We start from the raw sequence: 21326 nt of genomic DNA, 5'->3' as shown, positions 1-21326 counted from the left end.
AAGGTGTTATTATGGAGTTTATGGGCGTTTATTCAAAAGTATTTTTCAGTAAAAAACAAAGCAAGTCAAGACCTTTATTTTTTGTATGGCAATACAATTATGATCAAATTATTCTTGAACACATCAACGAAAAACTTGAACGCAACGGGAAATATCAAGGTATAAGCGAAATAAAGCTAGAACTTGAATATACAAAAGACAAAGAACTAAGTGCCACAATAACGCCTAACCCCCCTTCTTTAACCCGCGAAGAGTTATTGGATATTTTTCCAACGCCCGCCTCTGCTCCCGTTGATATGTTCAGCGATAATTTTATAGGCACAAACACTTACCCACTCGAAGCATCGACCAAACAACCACTAAAAAAACCTAGAACTCCTCAATTTGAACTGACTGAGTTTTTTCCTATTGTCAGCAGTCAAAGAATTACAGAAAACGGCGTACAAGCGACTGATATGCTTAGCGAAGGCATCAGGAAAGAATTTCAAATCGCCAAAGAACATCTAAACGGTGCAAACCATAGTGCTGCCTTATCTTTAATTGAAAAAGTTATAAAACAAAAAGCCAAAATTACTGAGGCACACGCCGGTTTATTTTGTGAAATTGCCAGAGAATTAAGAAAGTTAAAACTTTATCGCCTATCGCTAAAAGCTTACCAAAAAGCTAAAAGCCTCTCGCCAAATGACCCACACATTCTTTTTAATATGGCAAGACTGCATTATGACTTAGAACACAAGCAAAAAGTCATAACTTATTTGGAAAAAGCTTTAGATCTTAACCCCGACTTTGCAGAAGCGAAACAGTTTTTAAAATTTATAAAGAAGAAGTGATAAACTGATTTGAGACTATTGCACAATAGACTCAAAGTGGCTTTCGTTAGAAAGACACTCCAAAAACCACGAATAATGACACTAGGCTGGCTTTGCCTGCCAGTGGACTTGGGGGCTTGGGGGGTATCCCCCGAAACATAAGGACACTAGGCTGGCTTTGCCTGCCAGTGGACTTGGGGGCTTGGGGGGTATCCCCCGAAACATAAGGACACTAGGCTGGCTTTGCCTGCCAGTGGACTTGGGGGCTTCGGGGGTATCCCCCGAAACAAAGGGAAAATTTAATTTTCCTGTAAAATGAGTGGGTTTTGTGGCTTAAGACGTTTTATGCTATGTGTATACAGAGCATAAAATGATGACAAAAGAACGCAAAACGGAGTTTTGCAATGGTCTTGATTCTGTTTAATCAACAAAAAAACCGCCAAATAATAACTTAAGTTGTTTACTAGTCATTATCCGGCGGTTTTTGTTTTTTATTCTAAGCTTTACGAAATACTTTATTGTTAATTCATACATCAAATAAGTAAGCAAGCGGTTAAAGGTCTTCTCCATCTTCTAAAAAATGATATGCTGTTTTGCGTAAGCGGGCATATAGCTTCTGAAATCCTGACAAATTGTAAGTGAGGGGGTAAGCTTTCGCTATATTCCCATATTTTTCTGGGCGGCTTGTTGCCATGTTGTCGATGTCTGCCAATCGTTCCAATATAGGTTTGTACTGCGGGTCTAAGATAAGACTATCCCAACGCTCATGGGGAGTAAGGGTTTTATCAAAAATCAGCTTATGCAATTCTGGTGTTTGGTCAAAGTCTGGCGAAATTCGGAACATTAAGTCAACATATGCTTCAATATCATATGGTTCCACAAGTTCATTGGCAATGACCGCTCTCATAATGGCATATTTAATGTCTATGCGAAGCTGCAACGGGGAGTAAGCCTCGTGTGCCCAAGGGAAGTCTTCCAATATCTTTCCCTGCAATTCTGTAATAGCTTGCTCAATCTCACTATTATGAAAATCAGTAAGTTGGCTCTCAGATATGTGAATCATTGCATATTTACCTAAAACAAAAAATGAAGTTTTACCTTTGATATGAAGAAATAGGAGGTGCAAGTTCCAGTGATTTTATAAAATCATAGAAGCTATTCGCTACTTTGCCGTGGTACGCTATAAGCAGTGAACCCTCATTTTCCTCGTAAAGTCGTGCATCAAGTTTTTCATAGGTTAGAAAAAGAACCTGATCATAATTCTCCTCACCCACACCCAGTAATATAAGGTCATTACCTGGATCAACCGCTATCGCAATAGTATTCTTTGGCCATGCACCAGACATAAGATCATAGCGCCATTGTAGGGTCGTTACAATCATACTGTCTTCTTCTGTTAAACTATGGTCAATGCCCAGCATATAGTCTAATCGCACTTTGTAATCGTCTCTATACAGCGGGTGCCCTACAGGCCACTCTACCGGAGCATTATACCTAAATTTATCATTGGGAGATACGTTTAAGTTAAAACGCTTTCCGTTAGAATAAAGCAAATAATCTCTGTAACAATCTGGCAATTTTGCGTTAATGTGCGACTCAAATTCCTGAATATCATGTACAGTAATTGGAACGGCTGCAGGAGCAAAAGTAATGCCTGACTCTTGCAAGTCTTTAAATTGTGTATTTTTCAAAAAATACCTACCTGTATTTTAAAAGTGTAAAGCCATCTAAGCTTTACGAAATACGTTTAAAGCCGGCGCCAGACGGAGCACCCCTTAAAACAGCTTTAATATCTTTGGTTTCGGATATAGTTTTAAAAGCCTGATCACAAGCATGTAAATATGACTCAACATCAGCATCGCTATGTGCAAACATAGCATAATAAAGATTAGAAGCGAGAAAGCCTTTATCAAGCATAAGCTGAATAAAATATGCCTTGGTTTCTAAAGGATTTTCATCAAAACTAAAATGACTCAGAGGCTCTAAACCTCCGACATGTAAAGATAAGCCATGTTTTTCAGCGAGTTTTGACCAACCAGCTTGAACAGTTCTACCTAACTCAACTAAACGCACACCCGCATTCACTCTCGCATGTTTTCTTAAAGTGGCGAGGGCGGCAGTTGGACCAACTTTTTCTGTCCAGTTTGTGCTACTAATAAAAGTTTTTTGAGCGGACTGCATTACATCAGCGTTACCAATAACCGCAGAAATAGCGTAGCCATTACCCAAAGCTTTTGAAAACACAGCAATATCAGGGGTAAAGTTATCAAAAGTTAAATGAGCCCCACCCGTATTTATTCTTAAACCGGCAGAAATCTCATCAACAATCAAAACCGCACCAGTATCTTTAGCTAGTTTTTGTACGGCAGCTAAAAATTCAGGGGTAGGATAAATATTACGCACTGGTTCCATTACTATGGCGGCTAGTTTATCTTTACTTTTTTCAGCAATATTTTTTAAACTTTCTAAATCATTTACATAAAAAGGAAGAGCTGTTCCCGCTAGTTCAACAGGCACACCAGCCGGCTCAAGCCCAGGGATAAGATGCTCACCTAATGCGTTATCAGTACCCACGTTAGCGGCTAAATACCAATCATGCCAACCATGATAACCACAAAAAGCTACTACGCTACGTTTAGTATGCGCTCTGGCAATACGCACAGCCAAAGTCATGGCTTCGCCACCTGAGCGAGTATAACGCACCATTTTTGCCCAAGGGTGAATCTCGCATAAAAGGTCGGCGAGTTCTAATTCTTCGGGGCAGTTTAAAGTGCTGGAAACGCCTTTGCGAATGGCGGAACAAACAGCGTCATCAATCTCATCATCAGCATAACCTAAAACGTTAGCACCAATACCTGCTATGCTCATATCAAGATATTCATTACCGTCTAAATCCCAAACTTTAGCACCTTTTGCCTTGCTATAATAGCCCGGCCAAACACCATAGCTAAATAAGTCCGGACGTTTAGATAAAAGTTGTGTCATACCCGGGATAGTTTTTTTGGCGTGCTCTTGAGCTGCCATAGATTTATTAATAGTCATATATTTATCTTTGCCATAGGGCGGGGTTAAGAATATTTTCACCTTGTTCAGGGAATAATTTCGCTATACGCTCAACTACATCAACTGGCAAGGGGGTTGACGCTAAAGAAGCTAAATTTTCTTCTACTTGTTCCGGAGTTTCTGCTCCAAAAAGAACATAAGCGTTGGGATATACTTGTAAAAGCCAAGATAAAGCCAGTCCTGTTCTGCTTAATCCACATTCAACACATAATTTTTGATATGCTTCTAAGGCGGGTTTTAGAGAGGATAAAAACGGCGGAATTTTATCTAAATCCATACACACTACGCCTTGTAAAAAAGCGGAGCGAATATAAATGCGTTTATTTAATGATTTAGCTATGTTAAAAACACCGGCCTGATTAAAACGGTGGTCGAAAACGCTCGCAGGGATTTGTAAAGCGGAAATCAAAGGGTGTTTTAAGGCTGTTAAAGCGACACTTGGGGTATAAACTGAAACTCCAAAGCCTTTAAGCAGACCATTTTGTAATAAAACTTGACCTTCTTTTATCTGTTCTAAACTTAATAAGTTCAGATGTTCTTCACGATGCAACAAAAACGCTTCTAGTTTTTTTATGCCTAACTCAGATAAAGAATAAGCCAATGCTGTGCTTAAATCTCCCGGTTTACCTTGAAAATCAGGCGAAGGCTTAGAAATAACCTTAACTTTATCGCTATAACCTAGCTTATTTAAACAAAGACCTAAAACACTTTCACTGTTTCCATAAGCTTGGGCAGTGTCAAAACAAGTTACCCCACCCGCATAAGCCGCATGAATAATTTCTTCGGCTTTTTTTATGTCGGGCTGACCACTTTGATTGTTAAGCCCATAATTCATTCCCAGTTGAACAGTACCTAAAACTAAACGAGAAGTTTGTGCATTCATAATTTTGATATTTTAGTTTGTTTATTGTTAAGAGTTTGTTAACGCTCAATAAAAAGTATAAGCAAGATAGTTTGGTTAAAGAGTTTCTTCGCTTAAAAATACTTAAAAAAACAATAAACATTATCATAAAAAAATCAATCTAACTCATTTAATTATTCACTGCAAAATATTAATTACGTCCCGCCAAATCGGCATTATACATGGCTTCGTTAGCTTGTTCTTTTTTACCGCCCGCCGTCAAGGCTTTTGCCAAAACTATCCAAGCTTGTTTTAGTTTTGGGTTTACCATAATCGCCTGTCTTGCTTGGCTTTCGGCTAGTTCCGGGTCTTCACCACCTTGTAAGTAAAGGTCAGCAAGTAGGTAACGAGCAATAGCATCTTGAGGGTTATGTTCCAAGGCTTTATAAAGAAATGAGCGAGCCTCTGTTATTTTCTCTTCTTTTATGCAAAGGCGAGCGAGTTGGCGACTGATTATTGCTTCTCCGCCAACTAAACTTAAAGCTTGTTCATATAAATTGCGTGCATCATTGTTGGCTCCGAGTTGTTCGGCTATTTGACCTAAACGCACATAAGCAAAGAGATGTTCTTGTTCTAGTTTTATACAGGCTTCATAATGTTTTTGAGCCGCTTTAATTTCGCCGAGTTTTTGAAAGACCTGTGCTAAGTTATAGTGAGCTTCCAACTCGTTGGGGTTTCGTTTTAAAACTTCTTCAAAATAACGGCGTGCCTCTTCTGTTCGCCCTAATTCAGCTAAACAAACCGCCATGGAATTCCACGCCAAAATATTATCTTCATCGGCTAAAATAGCAAGTTTATATTCTTCCAATGCTTCAAAAGAATCACCCATGCTCATCTTTTTATCGGCGCTAATATTTAAAGCGAGCGAATCTAACACCCCAACTTGCGGACTCGGCAATAATAAAGCATATTCCAACGCCTTATGACAATTTGCCAAAGCATCGGCTGAACGAAAATTTAAAAAAGGATGCGGAACTATCCCAACAGCCAAAGAGCTGTTCATCACAAGGTCATCTTCAAATTCATTATTTATTTCAGCATACAAACTGGCGATTTCCTCAGTATTTTTCTCAGTATGAAAAAAGATTATGCTATTTAAACCATAACGCCCACCAATTAACTTAGCTCCAAACTTTTTATGACAAAGCTCTACTAAATAAGCTAATTTTTGATCAGAGTTAAGAACAACATTGTTTTGATTGCTTAATTCATCAGTTAATTCATTGATATCATTTTCTAATAAATTAAAACGTAGCTCAGAGTTATGGGCTAAACGCAATAAAGCTAAATGAAAATTAGCATGTTTCTCTCTTTCTTCGCTCCAAACATTAATAAAATCAGAATAACGCAATAAACCGGTTAAACTATCACGCTCGTCAGAGTGAGTATTTTGTAATGAATTGCTAGGAGTAAACTCTTGAAGTAGGGTTAAACGATCGCCCACATTTAAACTAAAAGTCGGGTCAGTTAAACTATGCAATTCGGCGAGGGCGTAATCTGATTTTACACTGATTACCGAAAGTTCGCCTTTATAAAAAACTTCCGCATTAGAACTAATCACACCTGAACTTATTCCCCAAACCGCAAAACGCATACCTTCCATAACCTTAAAATTGTGTCCAAGGTTTATTTTTACTCTGGCTAAAGGTAAAAGTTCTGTTATTTTTCCACCTTCGTATAATATGCGAGAATAACTCATAATATGAGCCGAAGCTTTAGAGTTATTGCCCCCTTCGTCTTCTGTTTGCGAGTCTGAATAATATTGCGGAGGCCACAAAGCACTCACGGGCAGTTCATCTGCGGTTAAAGCCGCTTGTTCCGCTTTAAAAAGCAATAATTTTGCATGATCATAATTTAAAGTTTCAGCACGAGACAAAGTTTTCAGAGTCTTTTCCTTAGAAAAAGAAGCGTTGGCAACATTGCCAATATCTTGCGGACACGCACTTAAACCCAAAGAGATTTCAGCTAAAACCTGAGTCGCCATAAGTTCATTGTAAACACCGACACCTGCTAAACAATGAACTAACTCAAGGGCAATTTTTTTTGCCTGTTTTGGCATAAGTTGGGGCAAAAAGATTGCAAATCCACGCTCGGAACTACGCCCGATTAAACCTTTTCCGCCAATACATTTTTCTAAACCTTTCGCAAGGGCAACCAACATTTCATTGGTAAATTCTTGCCCATATTTATTTAATAACAGATTAAAATTACTTAATTTTACCGATAAAATACTAAAACAACAAGGAGTAGTTCCGCTTAATAAAGCACTACGCTTTGCCTCGCCGGCATTGTTCAACTTATTTTGCGTATTTTCTTTATCAAACAAAGCCCACGAACGTAAACCTTCCCTTAACAATTCCAGCTCAGAGGCAACAGTAGCCAAAAAATGTTCTTTTGTGGCTAAACCTGTTAAGGGGTCAGAAATAATCTGTTTATATAAAGATAAATTTTCAATACAAAGCCTAGTTATATTTGGCATAATAGGCAATAACGCTTTAGCAAAAAGAGCCTCAACCCCTTTAGCACTAAACAAGGCAAGCAATTCATTGTTTAAATTATATAAAGGAAACAATAAGGTTTGTTCTTCTTCAAGATACTCAGGTTTATACTGCGTTTCTTTTATCGCATTTAAACGAGGAAAATATAAAAGTCCCTGTTCAAACTTAAGAATATTACGCAAAGCTTCTCTTAATCTAGGTTCAAAATTTACTAAATCTTTACGACTTAAATCAGAAAAAAAAGTATTATTGTTTTCCTTTTTTTCCGTCTGTTTAAGGTTTGCGTTGGAATTGTCTTGTGCGTTATCAACTAATTTGTTATTTTTATTGCCAACGTTTTGTTCGTTTTTGTCTTGATTATTCATTTTGTAATCCTAAAAATTAAGCGAGGTTGATTTTATAAAAGCTGTCTTTAGACTATCGGTAGATTTTTTTTAGACAATAGACTTTTATAAAAAACTTCAAGTTTAAACCAATAAAACTTCTCTTAAAAGTCATTAGCACAAAAATCATTATACAATAAAAAAGTGAGCTTTTTATTATGTCAAACAAAGTAAATAAAAAAATGTTCGATAATCCTATTCTAAAATGTATAGCGGAACGACGCTCTATTCGCCGTTATACCGATGAAGCTATCAGTAATGAACAGCTTGAGCTTATTTTAGAAGCCGGGCGTTTAACCCCAAGCGGATTAAATAACCAACCTTGGCGTTTTTTAGTTTTACATAAAGGCGACAAACGCCTAGAAGCCTTGGCAGCATTATCAAAATATGGACACATCATCAAAGACGCAAAAGCAAATATTGCTATCTTTTTAGAAAAAGACGCTTGTTATAACACCATAAAAGACCACCAAGTCGCCGGTGCCGCCATGCAAAATATGTTGTTGGCAATTCATTCTTTAGGTCTTGGTGGTGTTTGGCTTGGCGAGATTATTAATTACGGCGACGAACCTGTTAAGGCAATGGGCGTAAACCCGGAACCTTATGAATTTATGGGGCTAATTGCCCTTGGTTACCCTGATCAAAAAGGTAGTTTGGAACGCAAGCCACTTGAACATTTTATGTTAGAAGATTTTAGAAAAAAATAATATATTAAATAAATTATTAGGAATGCTCGATGTCAGACACTCTCATACGTTGCCCTTGGTCTATAAAAACCCAAACAGAAACTATTTATCACGACGAAGAATGGGGCGTTCCCTGTAGAGACGACCAAAAACAATTTGAATTTTTAGTGCTTGAATCTGCTCAAGCCGGTTTATCATGGTCAACTATTTTAAATAAAAGAGCGGGCTATAAAAAATGTTATCATAACTTTAAACCTGAAATTGTAGCAGAATTTACAGAACAAGACGTAGAAAGCCTCTTACAAGACCCCAGTATTGTAAGAAATCGCAAGAAAATCGAAGCTTCTATCAATAACGCACGTTGTTTCTTAGAAATTGTCGCAAAATACGGAAAGTTTTCTAAATATATCTGGGATTTTGTTGATGGAAAACCAATTTGCAATAGCTGGAAAGAAATAACGGAACTTCCCGCAAAAACTCAATTATCAGATTTGATCGCCAAAGACCTTAAACAAAAAGGCTTTAAGTTTTTGGGTTCAACAACAATTTATGCCCACATGCAAGCAACGGGTTTGGTGAATGATCATTTAACCTCTTGTTTTCGTTACGAAACTATTAAGAACTTTAAATAATAATAAAAAGAATACTATCTATAGCCCTTAATTAATTATTGACATCTTACCATCACTTGCATAAAATATCTTACTGAACGCAATATATAGATTTTATTGTACAATCTCATTAAACTCGTACTTCACTTAACCCTCTATATTTATACATTGTATCTTTTAGACAAACAAAACGTTCACTCACTCCATTTTTATATTCTCCAAAAATATTCTTTATTTAAAAAATAAGTATTCTTATATCATTTTGGTTTACATCATTCTCTTTGTCAAAGTGTGATTAATGTGTTTATATTATTCATATTATGAATGATATGAAATGTTATCTTAATTTTTTTGTTTATTAACAAAAAGATAATACATTTAGCCTTTAAGGAGTGTTTATGGAGAGTTTTGTTACTCTAAAAAGTCTTGGAAAAACAACCCTTCCGGGTCGTCTTGATGTAATGCAGGCACTTTCCGGCGTTGTTTTGGCTGTTTTTACGATTATCCACCTTATCTTAACCAGTACGGTTATTATAAGCCCTAGGCTTATGGGCGGAATCGGTTGGATATTGGAAGAGCTTTATTTGGCACAAGTTTTTGGACCAATTATTCTTTTACTCGTAATTTTCCACTTTATTTTGGCTGCTCGTAAAATGCCTTTTTTAACCGGTGGTCTTAAAGTTTATTGGGAACACGCAAAAAGTATGCGTCATCAATACACGTGGGAATGGTTCGCACAAGTAATTTCCGCCATTATAGTCTTGGTTTTCAGCATCATTCATATGAGTGAAATCCTTTCAACCTTACCTATTACCGTAGAAAAAAGTGCTTTACGTGAACAACACGGTTGGACTCCTTTTTATATTGTTCTTTTAACGGCTGTCGGCATTCATTTATCTCTCGGTCTATTTCGCGTATGTGTTAAATATGGCTATATTACAGCCGAAAACAGAGCTGTTTGGCAAAAACGCATATATATTCTTCTGGCTGCCTATATTGGTCTTGGGTTGCTTACAATAATACGTTTTCACTTCATCACAATCCCAAACTAGGAGGCAACAAATAATGCGTATATTTCAAACAGATTTATTATGTATGGGAGCAGGTCTTGCCGGTGAACGCGTCGCTATAGAAGCCGCTCAAGCAGGATTTAACGCTATTTGCCTTTCTGTTGTACCACCAAAACGCTCTCACTCTTCCGCTGCAATGGGCGGTATGCAGGCGGCTCTCGGAAACTCAGCAATGAGCGAAGGCGATAGCCCCGATATTCACTTTACCGATACGGTTAAAGGTTCTGACTGGGGTTGCGACCAAGAAGTCGCCAGACTTTTCGCCAATACTGCCCCTATCGCCATGCGTGAAATGGCGTGGATGGGCGTTCCTTGGAGTAGGGTTGTTCCGGGTGTTCATACCTATTATAAAGGCGGAAAACCCTTTGAAGCCACCGAAAAAGAAGAAAAACGCGGTTTAATCCACTCCCGTGCCTTTGGAGGTACTGCAAAATGGCGTACCTGTTACACCTCAGACGGAACAGGACACTCAGTTTTATTTACTCTAGACAATCGCCTTTTACAACTTGGCGTTGAAGTCCATGACCGCACTCAAGCCGAAGCTTTGATTCATGACGGTGAAAAATGTTTGGGCTGTATCGTGCGTTGTTTGCGTACGGGCGAGCTTATGGCATATTTGGCAAAAGTAACCCTAATCGCAACAGGCGGTTACGGTCGTATCTATCCGGCAACCACCAACGCCATAATTTGTGATGGAGGCGGGCAAATAACCGCTCTTGATACCAGTGTCGTTGCTCTGGGAAATATGGAAGCCGTACAGTTTCACCCAACCGGAACAGTTCCGACCGATATTTTAGTAACCGAAGGTTGTCGCGGAGACGGCGGAACTTTATTAGACGTAAACGAATATCGTTTTATGCCTGATTATGAACCAGAAAAAGCCGAACTCGCCTCAAGAGACGTTGTTTCTCGTCGTATGGTTGAACATATGCGTAAAGGTTTTGGAGTACAAAGTCCATATGGTGAACATCTTTGGTTAGATATTCGTCATCTTGGTGAAAAACATATTACCACTAACTTGCGTGAAGTTTATGACATTTCCACAAAATTCTTAGGCGTTAACCCTATTCATCAGCTTATTCCCGTTCGCCCGACCCACCACTATAGCATGGGCGGAGTGCGTACCAATAAAGACGGTGCCTCTTATGGCTTAAAAGGCTTATTCTCAGCCGGAGAAGCCGCCTGTTGGGATATGCACGGCTTTAACCGTCTTGGTGGAAACTCTCTCGCCGAAACCATTGTTGCCGGTCGTATTATCGGTAAAAAAGTAGTAGAATATTTACAAGGCAACGAAACTACTTTTAATACCGCTATGGTCAACTCTACTTACAAACAAGTTGAAGAGCGTATCAATAATATGGTTCACGGACGCAAAGGGAAAGAAAATTGCTACGAGTTGCGTTCTCAGCTTCATAAAACCATGATGGACAACGTTGGAATTTTCCGTAACGCAAAAGACCTTCAAACCGCTGTTGATGAACTTCAAGAGTTGTTACAACGCTCTGAAAAAATCGCTCTTGTCGGGAATAATATCGGTTTTAACCCCGAGCTTTCAATGGCGTTGCGTATTCGTGGCATGATTAAACTTGGTTTATGTACTGCCTACGGGGCGTTAATGCGTACCGAAAGCCGTGGGGCTCATTCTCGTGAAGATTATCCTGAGCGTAACGACGAAAAATGGCTTAACCGTACACTTGCGACTTGGAAAGAAGGAGATACGCTTCCAACTTTAACTTATGAGCCGGCTACTCCTTATTTTGAAATTCCTCCGGGAGACAGAGGGTATGGTGGTGGAAAAATTATTGAAGCCAAAATTCCCGCTGAACAAATTAAACCATTCGGCAACGCAGAGCTAAAGGTCTAAGCGACTTTTCTGTAGTTTATATACAAAAATAACACCGATAAAACATTTTTTATATACGGAGAAAATATGGGACGCAAACTACGCATTGAAGTATTACGCTATAACCCGTTAGACCCTGCCAGTACCCCACACATGCAGACATATCACTTAGAAGAACACCCAAGCATGACTCTTTTTGTCGCACTAATGCAAATTCGTGAAACTCAAGATCCGACTTTACAGTTCGACTTTTGTTGCAGGGCGGGTATCTGTGGTTCTTGCGGAATGGTAATAAACGGTCGCCCCGGGCTTGCCTGTTGCACTCAAACAAGAGACCTCCCCGATCATATTGTTTTACACCCGCTTCCGGTATTTAAACTTGTCGGCGATCTTTCCGTCGATACCGGATCATGGTTTCGTAATGTTGGAACTCGTATCGAATCGTGGATACACAACAACAAAACTTTTGACGAAAATGCTCAAGAAGACCGCATGGAAAATGAGCTTGCCGTACAGATTTTTGAGCTTGACCGCTGTATAGAGTGTGGCTGTTGTATTGCTGCCTGCGGAACAGCCAGAATGCGTGAAGATTTTATGGGTGCAACAACAATTAACCGTATGGCTCGCTTTTGTCTTGACCCTCGTGATAATCGTGATGTCCAAGATTTTTACGAACTGATCGGAAACGATCAAGGCGTATTTGGTTGTATGGGCTTACTTGGTTGTGAAGATGTTTGTCCTAAAAAACTTCCGCTTCAAGACCAATTAGGTATAATGAGAAGAATGCTTGCTTTACATTCCGTAAAAAATATTATTCCTCGCAGTATCTTAAATAAGATGGAAAAAAAGTGCGGCTGTCAAGACAAGCATAAATAATAAGGTTATTATATGAAAAATATTAAAGCAAAAGAAATACACAAAGCCGTTGTTGATATGATTTTAGATTGTAATCGTATCTTACGCGATGATATTCGCAGGGCTTTTGTAAAAGCACAAAAAGACGAAACAACTCCGGTTGCCCAAGAAATATTCCGCCAACTCCTTGAAAATGCTGATTACGCAAAAGAAAGTGGTTTAGCGTTATGTCAAGACTGTGGCGTTTCCGTATTTTTTGTCGAATATGGTGAAGACATTCATATTGAAGGGGGCAGTCTTAAAGAAGTTCTTAACCAAGCGACCATAGAAGCTTATGATAAAGGCTGTTTAAGAAAATCCGTTTGCGACCCTTTTACTCGTAAAAATACAGGCAATAATACTCCGGCGATGATTCACACCGAAATTGTTCCCGGAAATAAACTCAGTATTCGCTATATGGCAAAAGGCGGAGGTTCGGAAAATATGAGCCGAACCACCATGCTTACCCCATCTCAAGGTTGGGCAGGGATAAAAGACTTTGTCGTACGCCGTATGGCAGAAGCCGGACCAAACCCTTGCCCCCCTACGATTGTTGGTGTCGGAATAGGCGGAACCTTTGATATCGTTTCAGGCTTGGCTAAAAAAGCCCTTTTTCGCTCGCTTGATACTCCACACCCCGACCCTGCTGTTGCCGCTTTGGAACAAGAGTTGTTTGAAGCAATTAACGCACTTGGAACAGGACCTATGGGTTTAGGCGGAAAAACCACCTGTCTGGGTGTTAAAATAGAAGTTATGCCTTGTCATATTGCCAGTTTACCTGTTGCGATTAATGTACAATGCCACTCTTCAAGACACGGGGAGGTAACCTTCTAATGGCAACTTATCACTTAACCACACCATTGCAAAAAAAAGATCTTGCCTTACTTAGAAGCGGAGATTTGGTTTTATTAAGCGGAATAATCTATTCGGCACGAGACGCAGCCCATAAACGCATTATAGACGCCCTTGAAAAAGGACAAAAACCACCTTTTGAGCTTGAAGGAGCCGCTATCTATTATATGGGGCCAACCCCTGCACCAAAAGGTTTTGCTATAGGTTCAGCCGGACCAACCACCTCTTACCGCATGGACGCTTATGCTCCCAAACTTTATAGTTTGGGCTTAGGGGCAAGTATAGGTAAAGGGAAACGCACTCCACCCGTTATAGACGCAATGAAAAAATATACCGGCGTTTATCTTGGAGCAACAGGCGGAGCAGGAGCGTTGATTTCAAAATGTATCACCGCCTCAGAGGTTATCGCGTATGAAGACCTTGGAGCAGAAGCCGTCAGAAAATTAACAGTAAAAGACTTTCCTCTTTTGGTGATTAACGATTCTGTTGGTGGTGAACTTTATGTAAAACCAAACTTTGAATTTTAACATATTAAATAAACATAAAAACAGTGAGAAGAGTATATAGGTCAAACTGGCTTTATAATTCACTCTCTTGAAAAAGTCAGTTATAAAAAAACTCACTGTTTTTAATATACTTAAACTCTGGAGGTAAAAAGAACAAATCAACCTTACGCCCAAAAACACTAACTTTAAAATATGGCTCATATTAAAAAGTTAAAAAATCAAACTAGTTATTTTTGTGGTTTGATTAATGATTAGAAACATATGTATTTTACTTCACACTAATCTAAAAAGAGGTTGTTTTATGGAAGATATTTGCTCTCCTGCGGTTATGACATTAATCGTACTTGGGATTATGGCTATTTTATTTGTAACCGAGCTTGTTCCTCTAACCATCACTGCGATGGGAGGTGCTATTACTTTAGGTCTTTTAGGAATTATTCCGGCATCAACTGTTTTTTCCGGACTTTCTAATTCAACTGTCGTACTTTTCGCCGGTATGTTTGTTATCGGTGCGGCAATGTTCCACACGGGCTTGGCTCAAAAAGTCGGTGTATTTGCCGTTAAAAGCTTTGGAACTAGCGAAAAAAGCTTGATGTTTGGAACTATGCTCATCGCCGCCGTTTTATCTTCCATTTCTTCCAACACAGGGACAACCGCGGCTTTAATGCCTGTTATTATCGGTATTTGTTCTGTTGCTAAAATTCCGGCATCAAGACAATTAATGCCTCTTGCTTTTGCCGCAGGTTTTGGCGGAACAATCACACTCGTCGGAACTCCACCTAATATTATTGCCAACGGAGCATTAAAAGGTGCGGCATTAGCACCGTTTGGCTTTTTTGAATTTGCCTTGATAGGCATTCCTATAACCATTGTGGGTATGCTTTACATGATGTTTATCGGAAACAAGTTATTACCCAAAACAGAAGGTAACGCAGAAGCCGCCGCAGAAGCCGGCGACTTAACCGCAGACGCCAAACCCACATCAAATGACCCTAAAAAAATGTGGATCACCGGGCTTACTCTTTTAGCTGTTGTTGTCGTTATGGCTCTTGATATAAAGAGAATCCCTTTAGAAATGGCTGCTGTTGCCGGAGCTATTTTCCTTGTTCTAACCGGTTGTCTTAAAGAAAAAGAAGCTTACCGCGGCATTGATTGGGTAACGATCTTCCTTTTTGCAGGAATGATGCCTGTTGCGACTGCCCTTGATAAAAGCGGTGCGGGTAAAATGATTGCAGACGGTGTAATAAGTTTAATGGGCGGAAATCCCTCTCCTTATGCACTAACTGCAATTCTATTTTTATTAAGTGCCATACTGACACAATTTATGTCAAATACCGCTTCGGCTGCTTTATTGTGCCCGATTGGAATATCTATCGCAAAAGGAATCGGGGCATCACCACACGGAGTTATTATGGCTATTGCCATTGCGGCTTCCTGTGCTTTTGCTACTCCTATCGGAACTCCGCCAAACACACTGGTTTTAGGAGCAGGAAACTATAGATTTATGGATTATGTAAAAGTCGGCGGTCCGCTGGTTTTTATATATTTCATATTATGTTCCATATTAATTCCAATTATTTGGCCGTTTAATATTGTTGCCCCTATAGTAGCTCAATAAAAATAACAAACATTAATAAAAAGTTATAAAAAAAGGTTACATAAAAAAATGTAACCTTTTTATTATTAAGCTAGCACGAAATTTTTAATATAACGCAATACAAAACATTGCAAAGCTACTTTTTGCGTACTTTTGTCATCGTTTTATGCCCTGTATGCAAATAGCATAAAACATCTTAAATCACAAAACCCACTAATTTTACAGGGAAATTAAATTTTCCTTTGTTTCGAGGGTTTTTGGAGTGTTTTTCTGACGAAAGCCACTTTGAGCCTATTGTGCAATAGTCTCAATACACATAAGCTATTTTATTTATTACTACTTTGAGTCAAAACTTGCACTTCAGACAAAGCGTCAAACAACTTTTGAAGCTCGGTTTGATTCAATTTAACAGGTAGAGCTAATAAAATGCCAAGTCCTTCGGTTAATTCATGAAAAATTTCTTTGTCCATGTCAGTAACCACAACACTATGTATCATCGCATTAATCATTAAAATATCAGTCAAAGTTCCACGTAGAGCTTTTTCGTTTTCCGTTTCGGATAAATTTGGAATATCTGAAAAAACCTGATCCAAAATAATCAAAACAGGCGGAGTTGCTTTAACAAATTCTAAGGCATTTTTAATTGTCGAAACAAAACCCATAGTTAAAGTATATTTTGAAAAGTCATCTTGAACCCCTTCCCAAAACTCCAATCGCTTAGTAACAATTAAAACCTTCATAACTTATTTTCCGCCACCACAGGTGAATTCAGTTGAAAAAGCCGGTAATTTACCGTCAATGAATGCCTGAACCGCCTGACCTACTGTTGCAAAAGAGCCGGCAAAGTACGCATCAATACCCACCTGGCGAAAACCCATAAGCGGACGCATTCCCATTCCGCCAGCCAATAACGCTTTAACGTTGTGAGAGGCTAAATGTTGAACCGGAGCCAAACAACCGCCCTGAACATGGGGTACGTTTTCCAAAGTAGAAACAGTTTTCACAGCTCCGCCTTCAATATCAACAATAGTATAAATATCACAATGTCCAAAGTGCATACCCATACCCGCATCAAGACCACCGGGATTATTTGAAGGAATTGCTATTCTAAGATTATTCATGTTTATTCTCCTTTTTACTAGTTTAATAAGTTACAGTTTATTGATTTTTTTCGATTTAGAGAACGCAATCTCTTTCACCTCGTTCCAAGCAGAAATCAAAATTTTGCCTAAAGGAGATTCGGTTTCAGTAATTGCACGTTTTTTTACCATAGCCATAGTTACATCATGGGAAAAAGGTAGTTCGGCGATAACTTTATATTTTCGCTCTTTACAAAAAGTTTTAAGAGCCTGAGTTTCGGAACTGTTTATATCTGCTTTATTAATCAAGACGACAACAGGAATGCCAAAGTGTTCACACAAATCAGCCACACGCACAAAATCATGTCGCCCGGAGGGAGAGGGTTCAACAACCGCCACAACCAAATCAGCACCAGATATTGAGCTTATTACGGGGCAACCTATTCCGGGTGAACCATCATAGAGAATAAAGTCGAGCTTTTCTTTTTTGGCATATTCTCTTGATTTTTGTTTTAAAAGCGAAACCAAACGCCCAGAGTTTTCCTGACCGGGTAAAAGCAAGGCATGAATAAAAGGACCAAAACGGCTCTTGCTATAATACCAATCACCTGATTTTTTTTCAGTCAATTTAATTGCTTTTGTTGGACAAAGTTCAGCACAAACGCCACACCCCTCACAGCGTAGCGAGTCGATTTTAAAGCTATTCTCATGGGTTTTGATGACAGCACCAAACTTACATTTATCATAACAAAGCCCGCAAAGGCTACAGGTTTCCTGAGAAAGTTCCGCCTCATAGCCTGAAATAAATTCGGTATGCAATTCATTTTTTGGTTCAAGAATAATATGTAAATCAGGGGCATCAACGTCAAGGTCGCAAATTACACCTCTATCAAGTAGGTGGGCAAAACTGGTCGCCACAGAGGTCTTTCCCGTTCCTCCCTTACCACTTATAATAACAATTTCATACATGAGTCCCCCCTTTTGCAAAACGCTGTAACGCCTCGGCTAAAACAACAAAACGCTTGTTCCACTCAAAAGAAAGAGTAGAAATAACCACACCTTGCGAATAAGCTTCCGCAACACCTCGTTCAAACGGCAATTCCATAAAAATCGGCAAGCAGTATTCCAAGCAATATTCTCGCACAAGCTTTTCCCCATGCTCATTACCTTGTATACCCACTCTGTTCATGACGATTCCGATTGGCTTATTGAGGTTCTGAAAAGCCTGATGTGCCAACTTAAAATCATAAAAACCAAAAGGCGTCGGTTCAACAACCAATAAAAGTATATCCGCATCTCGTGCGACAGTAACGGCAGGGCAACTAACACCGGGGGGAGAATCTATAATAACGTCTAGTTCCCCATCTTTTTGAGCATAAGTTTTCAAAAGCTGATTGGTATGTTCATAAACGGCTCGCAACAAAGGCGGAGTCATAGATTCCCCAATTCTTGAACGCCCCATAATAAAAAGATTTTTACCCGAAAGTATTGTGCCTGTTTCTAAAGTTCCAAGTTCTCTTTGTCCAACAGAAAAAGCAAGTTCGGGACAAACTTCAAAACATCCGCCACAACCATGACACAAATCTGGAAAGATATTGAGAGAAGATCCAAGCTTAGCAATAGCTCCAAACTTACAAAGCTTGCGACAAGCTCCGCATAAAGTGCAAAGCTCTTTATTTAATACGGGAACTTCAAGATAGACCGGCTCGCTCTCTTTCATTTCTGGCGATAAAAACAAGTGGAGATTGGGGGCTTCTACGTCGGCGTCAACCACCACGCAAGGTCTTTCCCAAACCATCGCCAATGCGGCACTAACCATGGTTTTTCCGGCACCGCCCTTCCCACTGGCAACAGCTAACTTCATATTTTATTCCTTATTGGAAGCATCGGCAAACGGAACCTTTCCATCTTGAAAATTTTTAATGGCTTCACCTGTGGTCATTCCGTCTAGGTTTTGACAAATTTTTATATCGGCAAGCATAAGGGCTTCAAACGCCTTAGGCCCGACATAACCACTAAGCACAACACTCACACCGGCTTCCGCCATACGTTCGGCACTTTCAATTCCCGCACCTCTGGCTTTTGCCTGAGAACTTCCATTATCAATATAACTTACTGCATTGCTTACAGTATCAAAGACGATAAAACCGCCGGCTCGTCCAAAACGTGGGTCAACCAAATCAGTTAAAGTAGGTCCTTCACTCGAAACAGCTATTTTCATTTTTTCCTTCTCCTTCGTTTAATGTCTCAAAACCTTGCTCACAGGGGCGTTTTTGTTGATGTTTCCTGCAACCGCCGTTGCAACAAGCTTCACCTTTCCCCCCATTGCATAATTTATATTGACCACCTTCAATTTGTAAAGATTTTCCATTTACTAAAGATTCGGCAATCTTTTTTCTTGCCGAGTTATAAATTCCCTGAACTGTCGTGCGAGCAATGTGCATGTTTTCCGCACACTCTTCTTGAGTCATTCCCTCAAGGTCAATTAAGCGAATAGATTCATATTCTTCAACGCTCATCTTTAAAATACAGCCTGCATTCGCCACTAAACCCAAAGGACCAAAACGAGTCAGTTCAGGCAAACAACAAACCTTTCTCCATTTTTTGGGTCTGGACATAAAAACACTCCACAATAAAACGACAAATATACTAATTAATATCTTTTAATCCAATTAAAATCGATAAATATAACCAAAAACAAACTAGTTATCATAAAAACATCGTTCTTGAAAAAAATAAACACATTCATGCCAAGTTATTTTACTAAAATGAATCATATTGAAAGTTTTAGTTATTGACATATGTCATTAATCTTTTATAATTTTTTTATGACATATGTCAATAATATTTATAAAAAACAAAACACCAAAAGGCATTAAAAACTTTATGTTTACTATTATTTTATACTGTATTGCATTAGGTTCATTAGTTTTATCTTATTCAAAAAACAAAGAAAAAACTCAAGTCGCTCTAAAAAAATCATGGAAATCTTTTGAAAATATCTTACCACAATTTTTATTCATACTTCTCATAATAGGTTTTATTTTAGCAATCATTGATGCAAAAACCATTTCTCTTTTACTTGGGCAAGAATCAGGATTTAAAGGCATGGTGATTGCCGCCATTGTGGGTTCGATTACGCTGATTCCCGGCTTTATCGCTTTTCCTTTGGCGGCTTCGCTTTTGTCTGCCGGTGCGGGATACGGGCAAATAGCCATGTTTGTAACAACTTTAATGATGGTCGGAATTGTAACCCTACCTTTAGAAATAAAATTTTTTGGAAAAAATATCGCTATGAAACGTAATCTTTTTGCCTTTATTTATGCAGTTATTTCATCACTGATTATCGGAGCAATAATGTGAAAACCATAATATCCATTCTAAACAGGTATAAATTTGCCATCATACTTCTTGTTGTAAGCATTGCTGTTGGCTTTATAAAACCCCAAACCGGCGAACGTATTTTTGCAATCACCAAAGAAAACACCTTAGAAATGTTGGCAATTGTACCGCCTATTTTTATTCTTTTGGGGTTGCTTGATGTTTGGGTACCCAAAGAAACAATGGTGAAATATATGGGGCAAGGATCAGGTATAAGAGGCTCACTACTCGCTTTTATTCTGGGTTCCGCTGCCGCAGGGCCTTTATATGCTGCCTTTCCTGTTGCCGGAATATTAAAAGATAAAGGTTCAACATTATTCAATATTTTTATTTTCATAGGAGCATGGTCAACCACAAAACTCCCCTTGCTTCTTTTTGAATCGGCAAGCCTCGGTATTAATTTTACTCTTTTACGTTTATTATTGAATATTGTTGGTATTGTTGTAATTGCTTTTCTGTTAAAAAATGAAAAATTGGAGCATATCGGCTAAACAACAAGATTTGGCATTTTACTTTTTATCTTCATAAAATCTAAATACAAAACGCTTTAATTAGCTTTTATACTTAGATTTTTTTACTTTCACAAAAACACAAATCTACATAACGAATGCTAAATGGCGACAGACATCTTGCTCAAGAATTTTGCTCAAGGAGCAATAATACTCTATTTCATTCTAATAAAGACCATTGCAAAACTCCGTTTGCGTGCTTTTATCATCGTTTTATACTCTGCCTGCATCACATAAAGCGTCTTAAGCAAAACTACTCATTTTACAGGCAATTAAATTTTCCTTATTCGGGCTTTTTGAAGAGTATTCTGAAGGAAGCCTCTTTGCAACTATTGTACATAACGGCTCTCCCTCAAAGACGGGGGCAGGTAGAAAAAATCTAATAAAAAAGACATACTGCCATAAAGCGGTATGCCTAACAGGGCAAAACGCGATTCCGACCAAAGAAAGGAGATCGCCCTGTGGAAAGAATTCTAATCGGTTTGCCAGAATTTACAATAGAAAATGTTGTTTCCGCCAAACCCGTGGTATTACAAGTTTCTTGGATGGGACAGGCTGTTTGCCCGCATTGTGGCAGCAAGCAACTGCGTATCAAGGATAGTTTTTGGAGAAGCATAAAAAATATACCATTGCGTGCAAGTCCT

23 protein-coding genes are annotated in these 21326 nt (G+C 38.8%); 12 read left to right on the top strand and 11 right to left on the bottom strand.

What is annotated here, in order from left to right:
• The first annotated feature begins 11 nt into the window (after window positions 1-11).
• The gene (locus BT999_RS00120) at window positions 12-830 is read left to right on the top strand and encodes a tetratricopeptide repeat protein (RefSeq protein ID WP_072695285.1); all 819 of its coding nucleotides are present in this window, start codon (window positions 12-14) and stop codon (window positions 828-830) included.
• Window positions 831-1362: 532 nt separating this feature from the next.
• Here BT999_RS00120 and BT999_RS00115 read toward each other — a convergent pair.
• From BT999_RS00115 to BT999_RS00095, 5 genes are all read right to left on the bottom strand, one after another.
• Window positions 1363-1872: a hypothetical protein gene (locus BT999_RS00115; RefSeq protein ID WP_072695283.1), complete on the bottom strand. Its 510-nt coding sequence runs from the start codon at window positions 1870-1872 to the stop codon at window positions 1363-1365.
• 31 nt (window positions 1873-1903) lie between these two features.
• Window positions 1904-2500, bottom strand: a complete 597-nt coding sequence (locus tag BT999_RS00110) for an SMI1/KNR4 family protein (protein ID WP_072695280.1) — start codon at window positions 2498-2500, stop codon at window positions 1904-1906.
• A 43-nt stretch (window positions 2501-2543) separates the two neighbouring features.
• Window positions 2544-3851 (bottom strand): aminotransferase class III-fold pyridoxal phosphate-dependent enzyme, encoded by a 1308-nt coding sequence (locus BT999_RS00105; RefSeq protein ID WP_072695278.1) that lies wholly within the window; start codon window positions 3849-3851, stop codon window positions 2544-2546.
• Window positions 3852-3855: 4 nt separating this feature from the next.
• Window positions 3856-4755, bottom strand: a complete 900-nt coding sequence (locus BT999_RS00100; RefSeq protein WP_072695276.1) for an aldo/keto reductase — start codon at window positions 4753-4755, stop codon at window positions 3856-3858.
• Between the two features lie 169 nt (window positions 4756-4924).
• A complete protein-coding gene (locus tag BT999_RS00095) occupies window positions 4925-7636 on the bottom strand; it encodes a tetratricopeptide repeat-containing diguanylate cyclase (RefSeq protein WP_084650516.1) in 2712 nt (903 codons plus the stop codon).
• A 176-nt stretch (window positions 7637-7812) separates the two neighbouring features.
• Between BT999_RS00095 and BT999_RS00090 the strand changes: the two genes are divergently transcribed.
• The 8 genes from BT999_RS00090 to BT999_RS00055 all read left to right on the top strand — a co-directional run bounded on the left by BT999_RS00090 (window position 7813) and on the right by BT999_RS00055 (window position 15734).
• The gene (locus tag BT999_RS00090) at window positions 7813-8361 is read left to right on the top strand and encodes a nitroreductase family protein (protein ID WP_245790969.1); all 549 of its coding nucleotides are present in this window, start codon (window positions 7813-7815) and stop codon (window positions 8359-8361) included.
• 29 nt (window positions 8362-8390) lie between these two features.
• Window positions 8391-8972, top strand: a complete 582-nt coding sequence (locus tag BT999_RS00085) for a DNA-3-methyladenine glycosylase I (protein ID WP_072695274.1) — start codon at window positions 8391-8393, stop codon at window positions 8970-8972.
• A gap of 377 nt (window positions 8973-9349) precedes the next feature.
• Window positions 9350-10003 carry a succinate dehydrogenase/fumarate reductase transmembrane subunit gene (locus BT999_RS00080; protein ID WP_072695272.1) on the top strand — a complete coding sequence of 218 codons (654 nt, stop codon included), beginning with the start codon at window positions 9350-9352 and terminating at the stop codon, window positions 10001-10003.
• 13 nt (window positions 10004-10016) lie between these two features.
• Complete coding sequence (locus tag BT999_RS00075; protein WP_072695270.1) at window positions 10017-11885, top strand: fumarate reductase flavoprotein subunit; 1869 nt, start codon at window positions 10017-10019, stop codon at window positions 11883-11885.
• A gap of 66 nt (window positions 11886-11951) precedes the next feature.
• Complete coding sequence (locus tag BT999_RS00070) at window positions 11952-12740, top strand: fumarate reductase iron-sulfur subunit (protein WP_072695268.1); 789 nt, start codon at window positions 11952-11954, stop codon at window positions 12738-12740.
• A 12-nt stretch (window positions 12741-12752) separates the two neighbouring features.
• Entirely contained in the window at window positions 12753-13592 is an 840-nt protein-coding gene (locus BT999_RS00065; protein WP_072695266.1) for a fumarate hydratase, read from the top strand.
• Window positions 13592-14137, top strand: a complete 546-nt coding sequence (locus tag BT999_RS00060; protein ID WP_072695264.1) for a Fe-S-containing hydro-lyase — start codon at window positions 13592-13594, stop codon at window positions 14135-14137. The genes BT999_RS00065 and BT999_RS00060 overlap by 1 nt, the downstream gene beginning before the upstream one ends.
• A 280-nt stretch (window positions 14138-14417) precedes the next feature.
• Complete coding sequence (locus BT999_RS00055) at window positions 14418-15734, top strand: SLC13 family permease (protein ID WP_072695262.1); 1317 nt, start codon at window positions 14418-14420, stop codon at window positions 15732-15734.
• A gap of 305 nt (window positions 15735-16039) precedes the next feature.
• Here BT999_RS00055 and BT999_RS00050 read toward each other — a convergent pair whose 3' ends face one another.
• The 6 genes from BT999_RS00050 to BT999_RS00025 are packed head-to-tail and all read right to left on the bottom strand — an operon-like array spanning window position 16040 to window position 19410.
• The gene (locus BT999_RS00050) at window positions 16040-16453 is read right to left on the bottom strand and encodes a hypothetical protein (RefSeq protein ID WP_072695260.1); all 414 of its coding nucleotides are present in this window, start codon (window positions 16451-16453) and stop codon (window positions 16040-16042) included.
• A 3-nt stretch (window positions 16454-16456) separates the two neighbouring features.
• The gene (locus BT999_RS00045) at window positions 16457-16834 is read right to left on the bottom strand and encodes a NifB/NifX family molybdenum-iron cluster-binding protein (RefSeq protein ID WP_072695258.1); all 378 of its coding nucleotides are present in this window, start codon (window positions 16832-16834) and stop codon (window positions 16457-16459) included.
• 30 nt (window positions 16835-16864) lie between these two features.
• Window positions 16865-17761 carry an ATP-binding protein gene (locus BT999_RS00040; RefSeq protein ID WP_072695256.1) on the bottom strand — a complete coding sequence of 299 codons (897 nt, stop codon included), beginning with the start codon at window positions 17759-17761 and terminating at the stop codon, window positions 16865-16867.
• Window positions 17754-18656 (bottom strand): 4Fe-4S binding protein, encoded by a 903-nt coding sequence (locus BT999_RS00035; RefSeq protein ID WP_072695254.1) that lies wholly within the window; start codon window positions 18654-18656, stop codon window positions 17754-17756. The genes BT999_RS00040 and BT999_RS00035 overlap by 8 nt, the downstream gene beginning before the upstream one ends.
• A gap of 3 nt (window positions 18657-18659) precedes the next feature.
• Window positions 18660-19013: a NifB/NifX family molybdenum-iron cluster-binding protein gene (locus tag BT999_RS00030; RefSeq protein WP_072695252.1), complete on the bottom strand. Its 354-nt coding sequence runs from the start codon at window positions 19011-19013 to the stop codon at window positions 18660-18662.
• Window positions 18991-19410: a DUF134 domain-containing protein gene (locus tag BT999_RS00025; protein WP_072695251.1), complete on the bottom strand. Its 420-nt coding sequence runs from the start codon at window positions 19408-19410 to the stop codon at window positions 18991-18993. The genes BT999_RS00030 and BT999_RS00025 overlap by 23 nt, the downstream gene beginning before the upstream one ends.
• 268 nt (window positions 19411-19678) lie before the next feature.
• On the opposite strand from BT999_RS00025, the gene BT999_RS00020 reads away from it, so the two are divergent.
• The 3 genes from BT999_RS00020 to BT999_RS00010 form a co-directional block, all read left to right on the top strand.
• Entirely contained in the window at window positions 19679-20155 is a 477-nt protein-coding gene (locus tag BT999_RS00020) for a permease (RefSeq protein WP_072695249.1), read from the top strand.
• Window positions 20152-20664: a permease gene (locus BT999_RS00015; RefSeq protein ID WP_218587500.1), complete on the top strand. Its 513-nt coding sequence runs from the start codon at window positions 20152-20154 to the stop codon at window positions 20662-20664. Before BT999_RS00020 ends, BT999_RS00015 begins: the two co-directional genes overlap by 4 nt.
• A 479-nt stretch (window positions 20665-21143) precedes the next feature.
• On the top strand, window positions 21144-21326 hold a 183-nt coding region (locus BT999_RS00010; protein WP_425429651.1), incomplete at its 3' end, for a hypothetical protein.

The organism is Desulfovibrio litoralis DSM 11393 (assembly GCF_900143255.1).
In the GTDB taxonomy this organism is placed as follows: domain Bacteria; phylum Desulfobacterota; class Desulfovibrionia; order Desulfovibrionales; family Desulfovibrionaceae; genus Frigididesulfovibrio_A; species Frigididesulfovibrio_A litoralis.
The sequence above is the reverse complement of the archived record's forward strand: the minus strand, read 5'-3'. Positions and strand labels throughout refer to the sequence as shown.

Excerpts from the sequence above, each read along its gene's own strand:
- BT999_RS00120 (WP_072695285.1), top strand. The coding sequence starts at position 12 with ATGGAGTTTATGGGCGTTTATTCAAAAGTATTTTTCAGTAAAAAACAA.
- BT999_RS00115 (WP_072695283.1), bottom strand. The coding sequence starts at position 1,872 with ATGATTCACATATCTGAGAGCCAACTTACTGATTTTCATAATAGTGAG.
- BT999_RS00105 (WP_072695278.1), bottom strand. The coding sequence starts at position 3,851 with ATGACTATTAATAAATCTATGGCAGCTCAAGAGCACGCCAAAAAAACT.
- BT999_RS00100 (WP_072695276.1), bottom strand. The coding sequence starts at position 4,755 with ATGAATGCACAAACTTCTCGTTTAGTTTTAGGTACTGTTCAACTGGGA.
- BT999_RS00095 (WP_084650516.1), bottom strand. The coding sequence starts at position 7,636 with ATGAATAATCAAGACAAAAACGAACAAAACGTTGGCAATAAAAATAAC.
- BT999_RS00090 (WP_245790969.1), top strand. The coding sequence starts at position 7,813 with ATGTCAAACAAAGTAAATAAAAAAATGTTCGATAATCCTATTCTAAAA.
- BT999_RS00085 (WP_072695274.1), top strand. The coding sequence starts at position 8,391 with ATGTCAGACACTCTCATACGTTGCCCTTGGTCTATAAAAACCCAAACA.
- BT999_RS00080 (WP_072695272.1), top strand. The coding sequence starts at position 9,350 with ATGGAGAGTTTTGTTACTCTAAAAAGTCTTGGAAAAACAACCCTTCCG.
- BT999_RS00075 (WP_072695270.1), top strand. The coding sequence starts at position 10,017 with ATGCGTATATTTCAAACAGATTTATTATGTATGGGAGCAGGTCTTGCC.
- BT999_RS00070 (WP_072695268.1), top strand. The coding sequence starts at position 11,952 with ATGGGACGCAAACTACGCATTGAAGTATTACGCTATAACCCGTTAGAC.
- BT999_RS00065 (WP_072695266.1), top strand. The coding sequence starts at position 12,753 with ATGAAAAATATTAAAGCAAAAGAAATACACAAAGCCGTTGTTGATATG.
- BT999_RS00060 (WP_072695264.1), top strand. The coding sequence starts at position 13,592 with ATGGCAACTTATCACTTAACCACACCATTGCAAAAAAAAGATCTTGCC.
- BT999_RS00055 (WP_072695262.1), top strand. The coding sequence starts at position 14,418 with ATGGAAGATATTTGCTCTCCTGCGGTTATGACATTAATCGTACTTGGG.
- BT999_RS00050 (WP_072695260.1), bottom strand. The coding sequence starts at position 16,453 with ATGAAGGTTTTAATTGTTACTAAGCGATTGGAGTTTTGGGAAGGGGTT.
- BT999_RS00045 (WP_072695258.1), bottom strand. The coding sequence starts at position 16,834 with ATGAATAATCTTAGAATAGCAATTCCTTCAAATAATCCCGGTGGTCTT.
- BT999_RS00040 (WP_072695256.1), bottom strand. The coding sequence starts at position 17,761 with ATGTATGAAATTGTTATTATAAGTGGTAAGGGAGGAACGGGAAAGACC.
- BT999_RS00035 (WP_072695254.1), bottom strand. The coding sequence starts at position 18,656 with ATGAAGTTAGCTGTTGCCAGTGGGAAGGGCGGTGCCGGAAAAACCATG.
- BT999_RS00030 (WP_072695252.1), bottom strand. The coding sequence starts at position 19,013 with ATGAAAATAGCTGTTTCGAGTGAAGGACCTACTTTAACTGATTTGGTT.
- BT999_RS00025 (WP_072695251.1), bottom strand. The coding sequence starts at position 19,410 with ATGTCCAGACCCAAAAAATGGAGAAAGGTTTGTTGTTTGCCTGAACTG.
- BT999_RS00020 (WP_072695249.1), top strand. The coding sequence starts at position 19,679 with ATGTTTACTATTATTTTATACTGTATTGCATTAGGTTCATTAGTTTTA.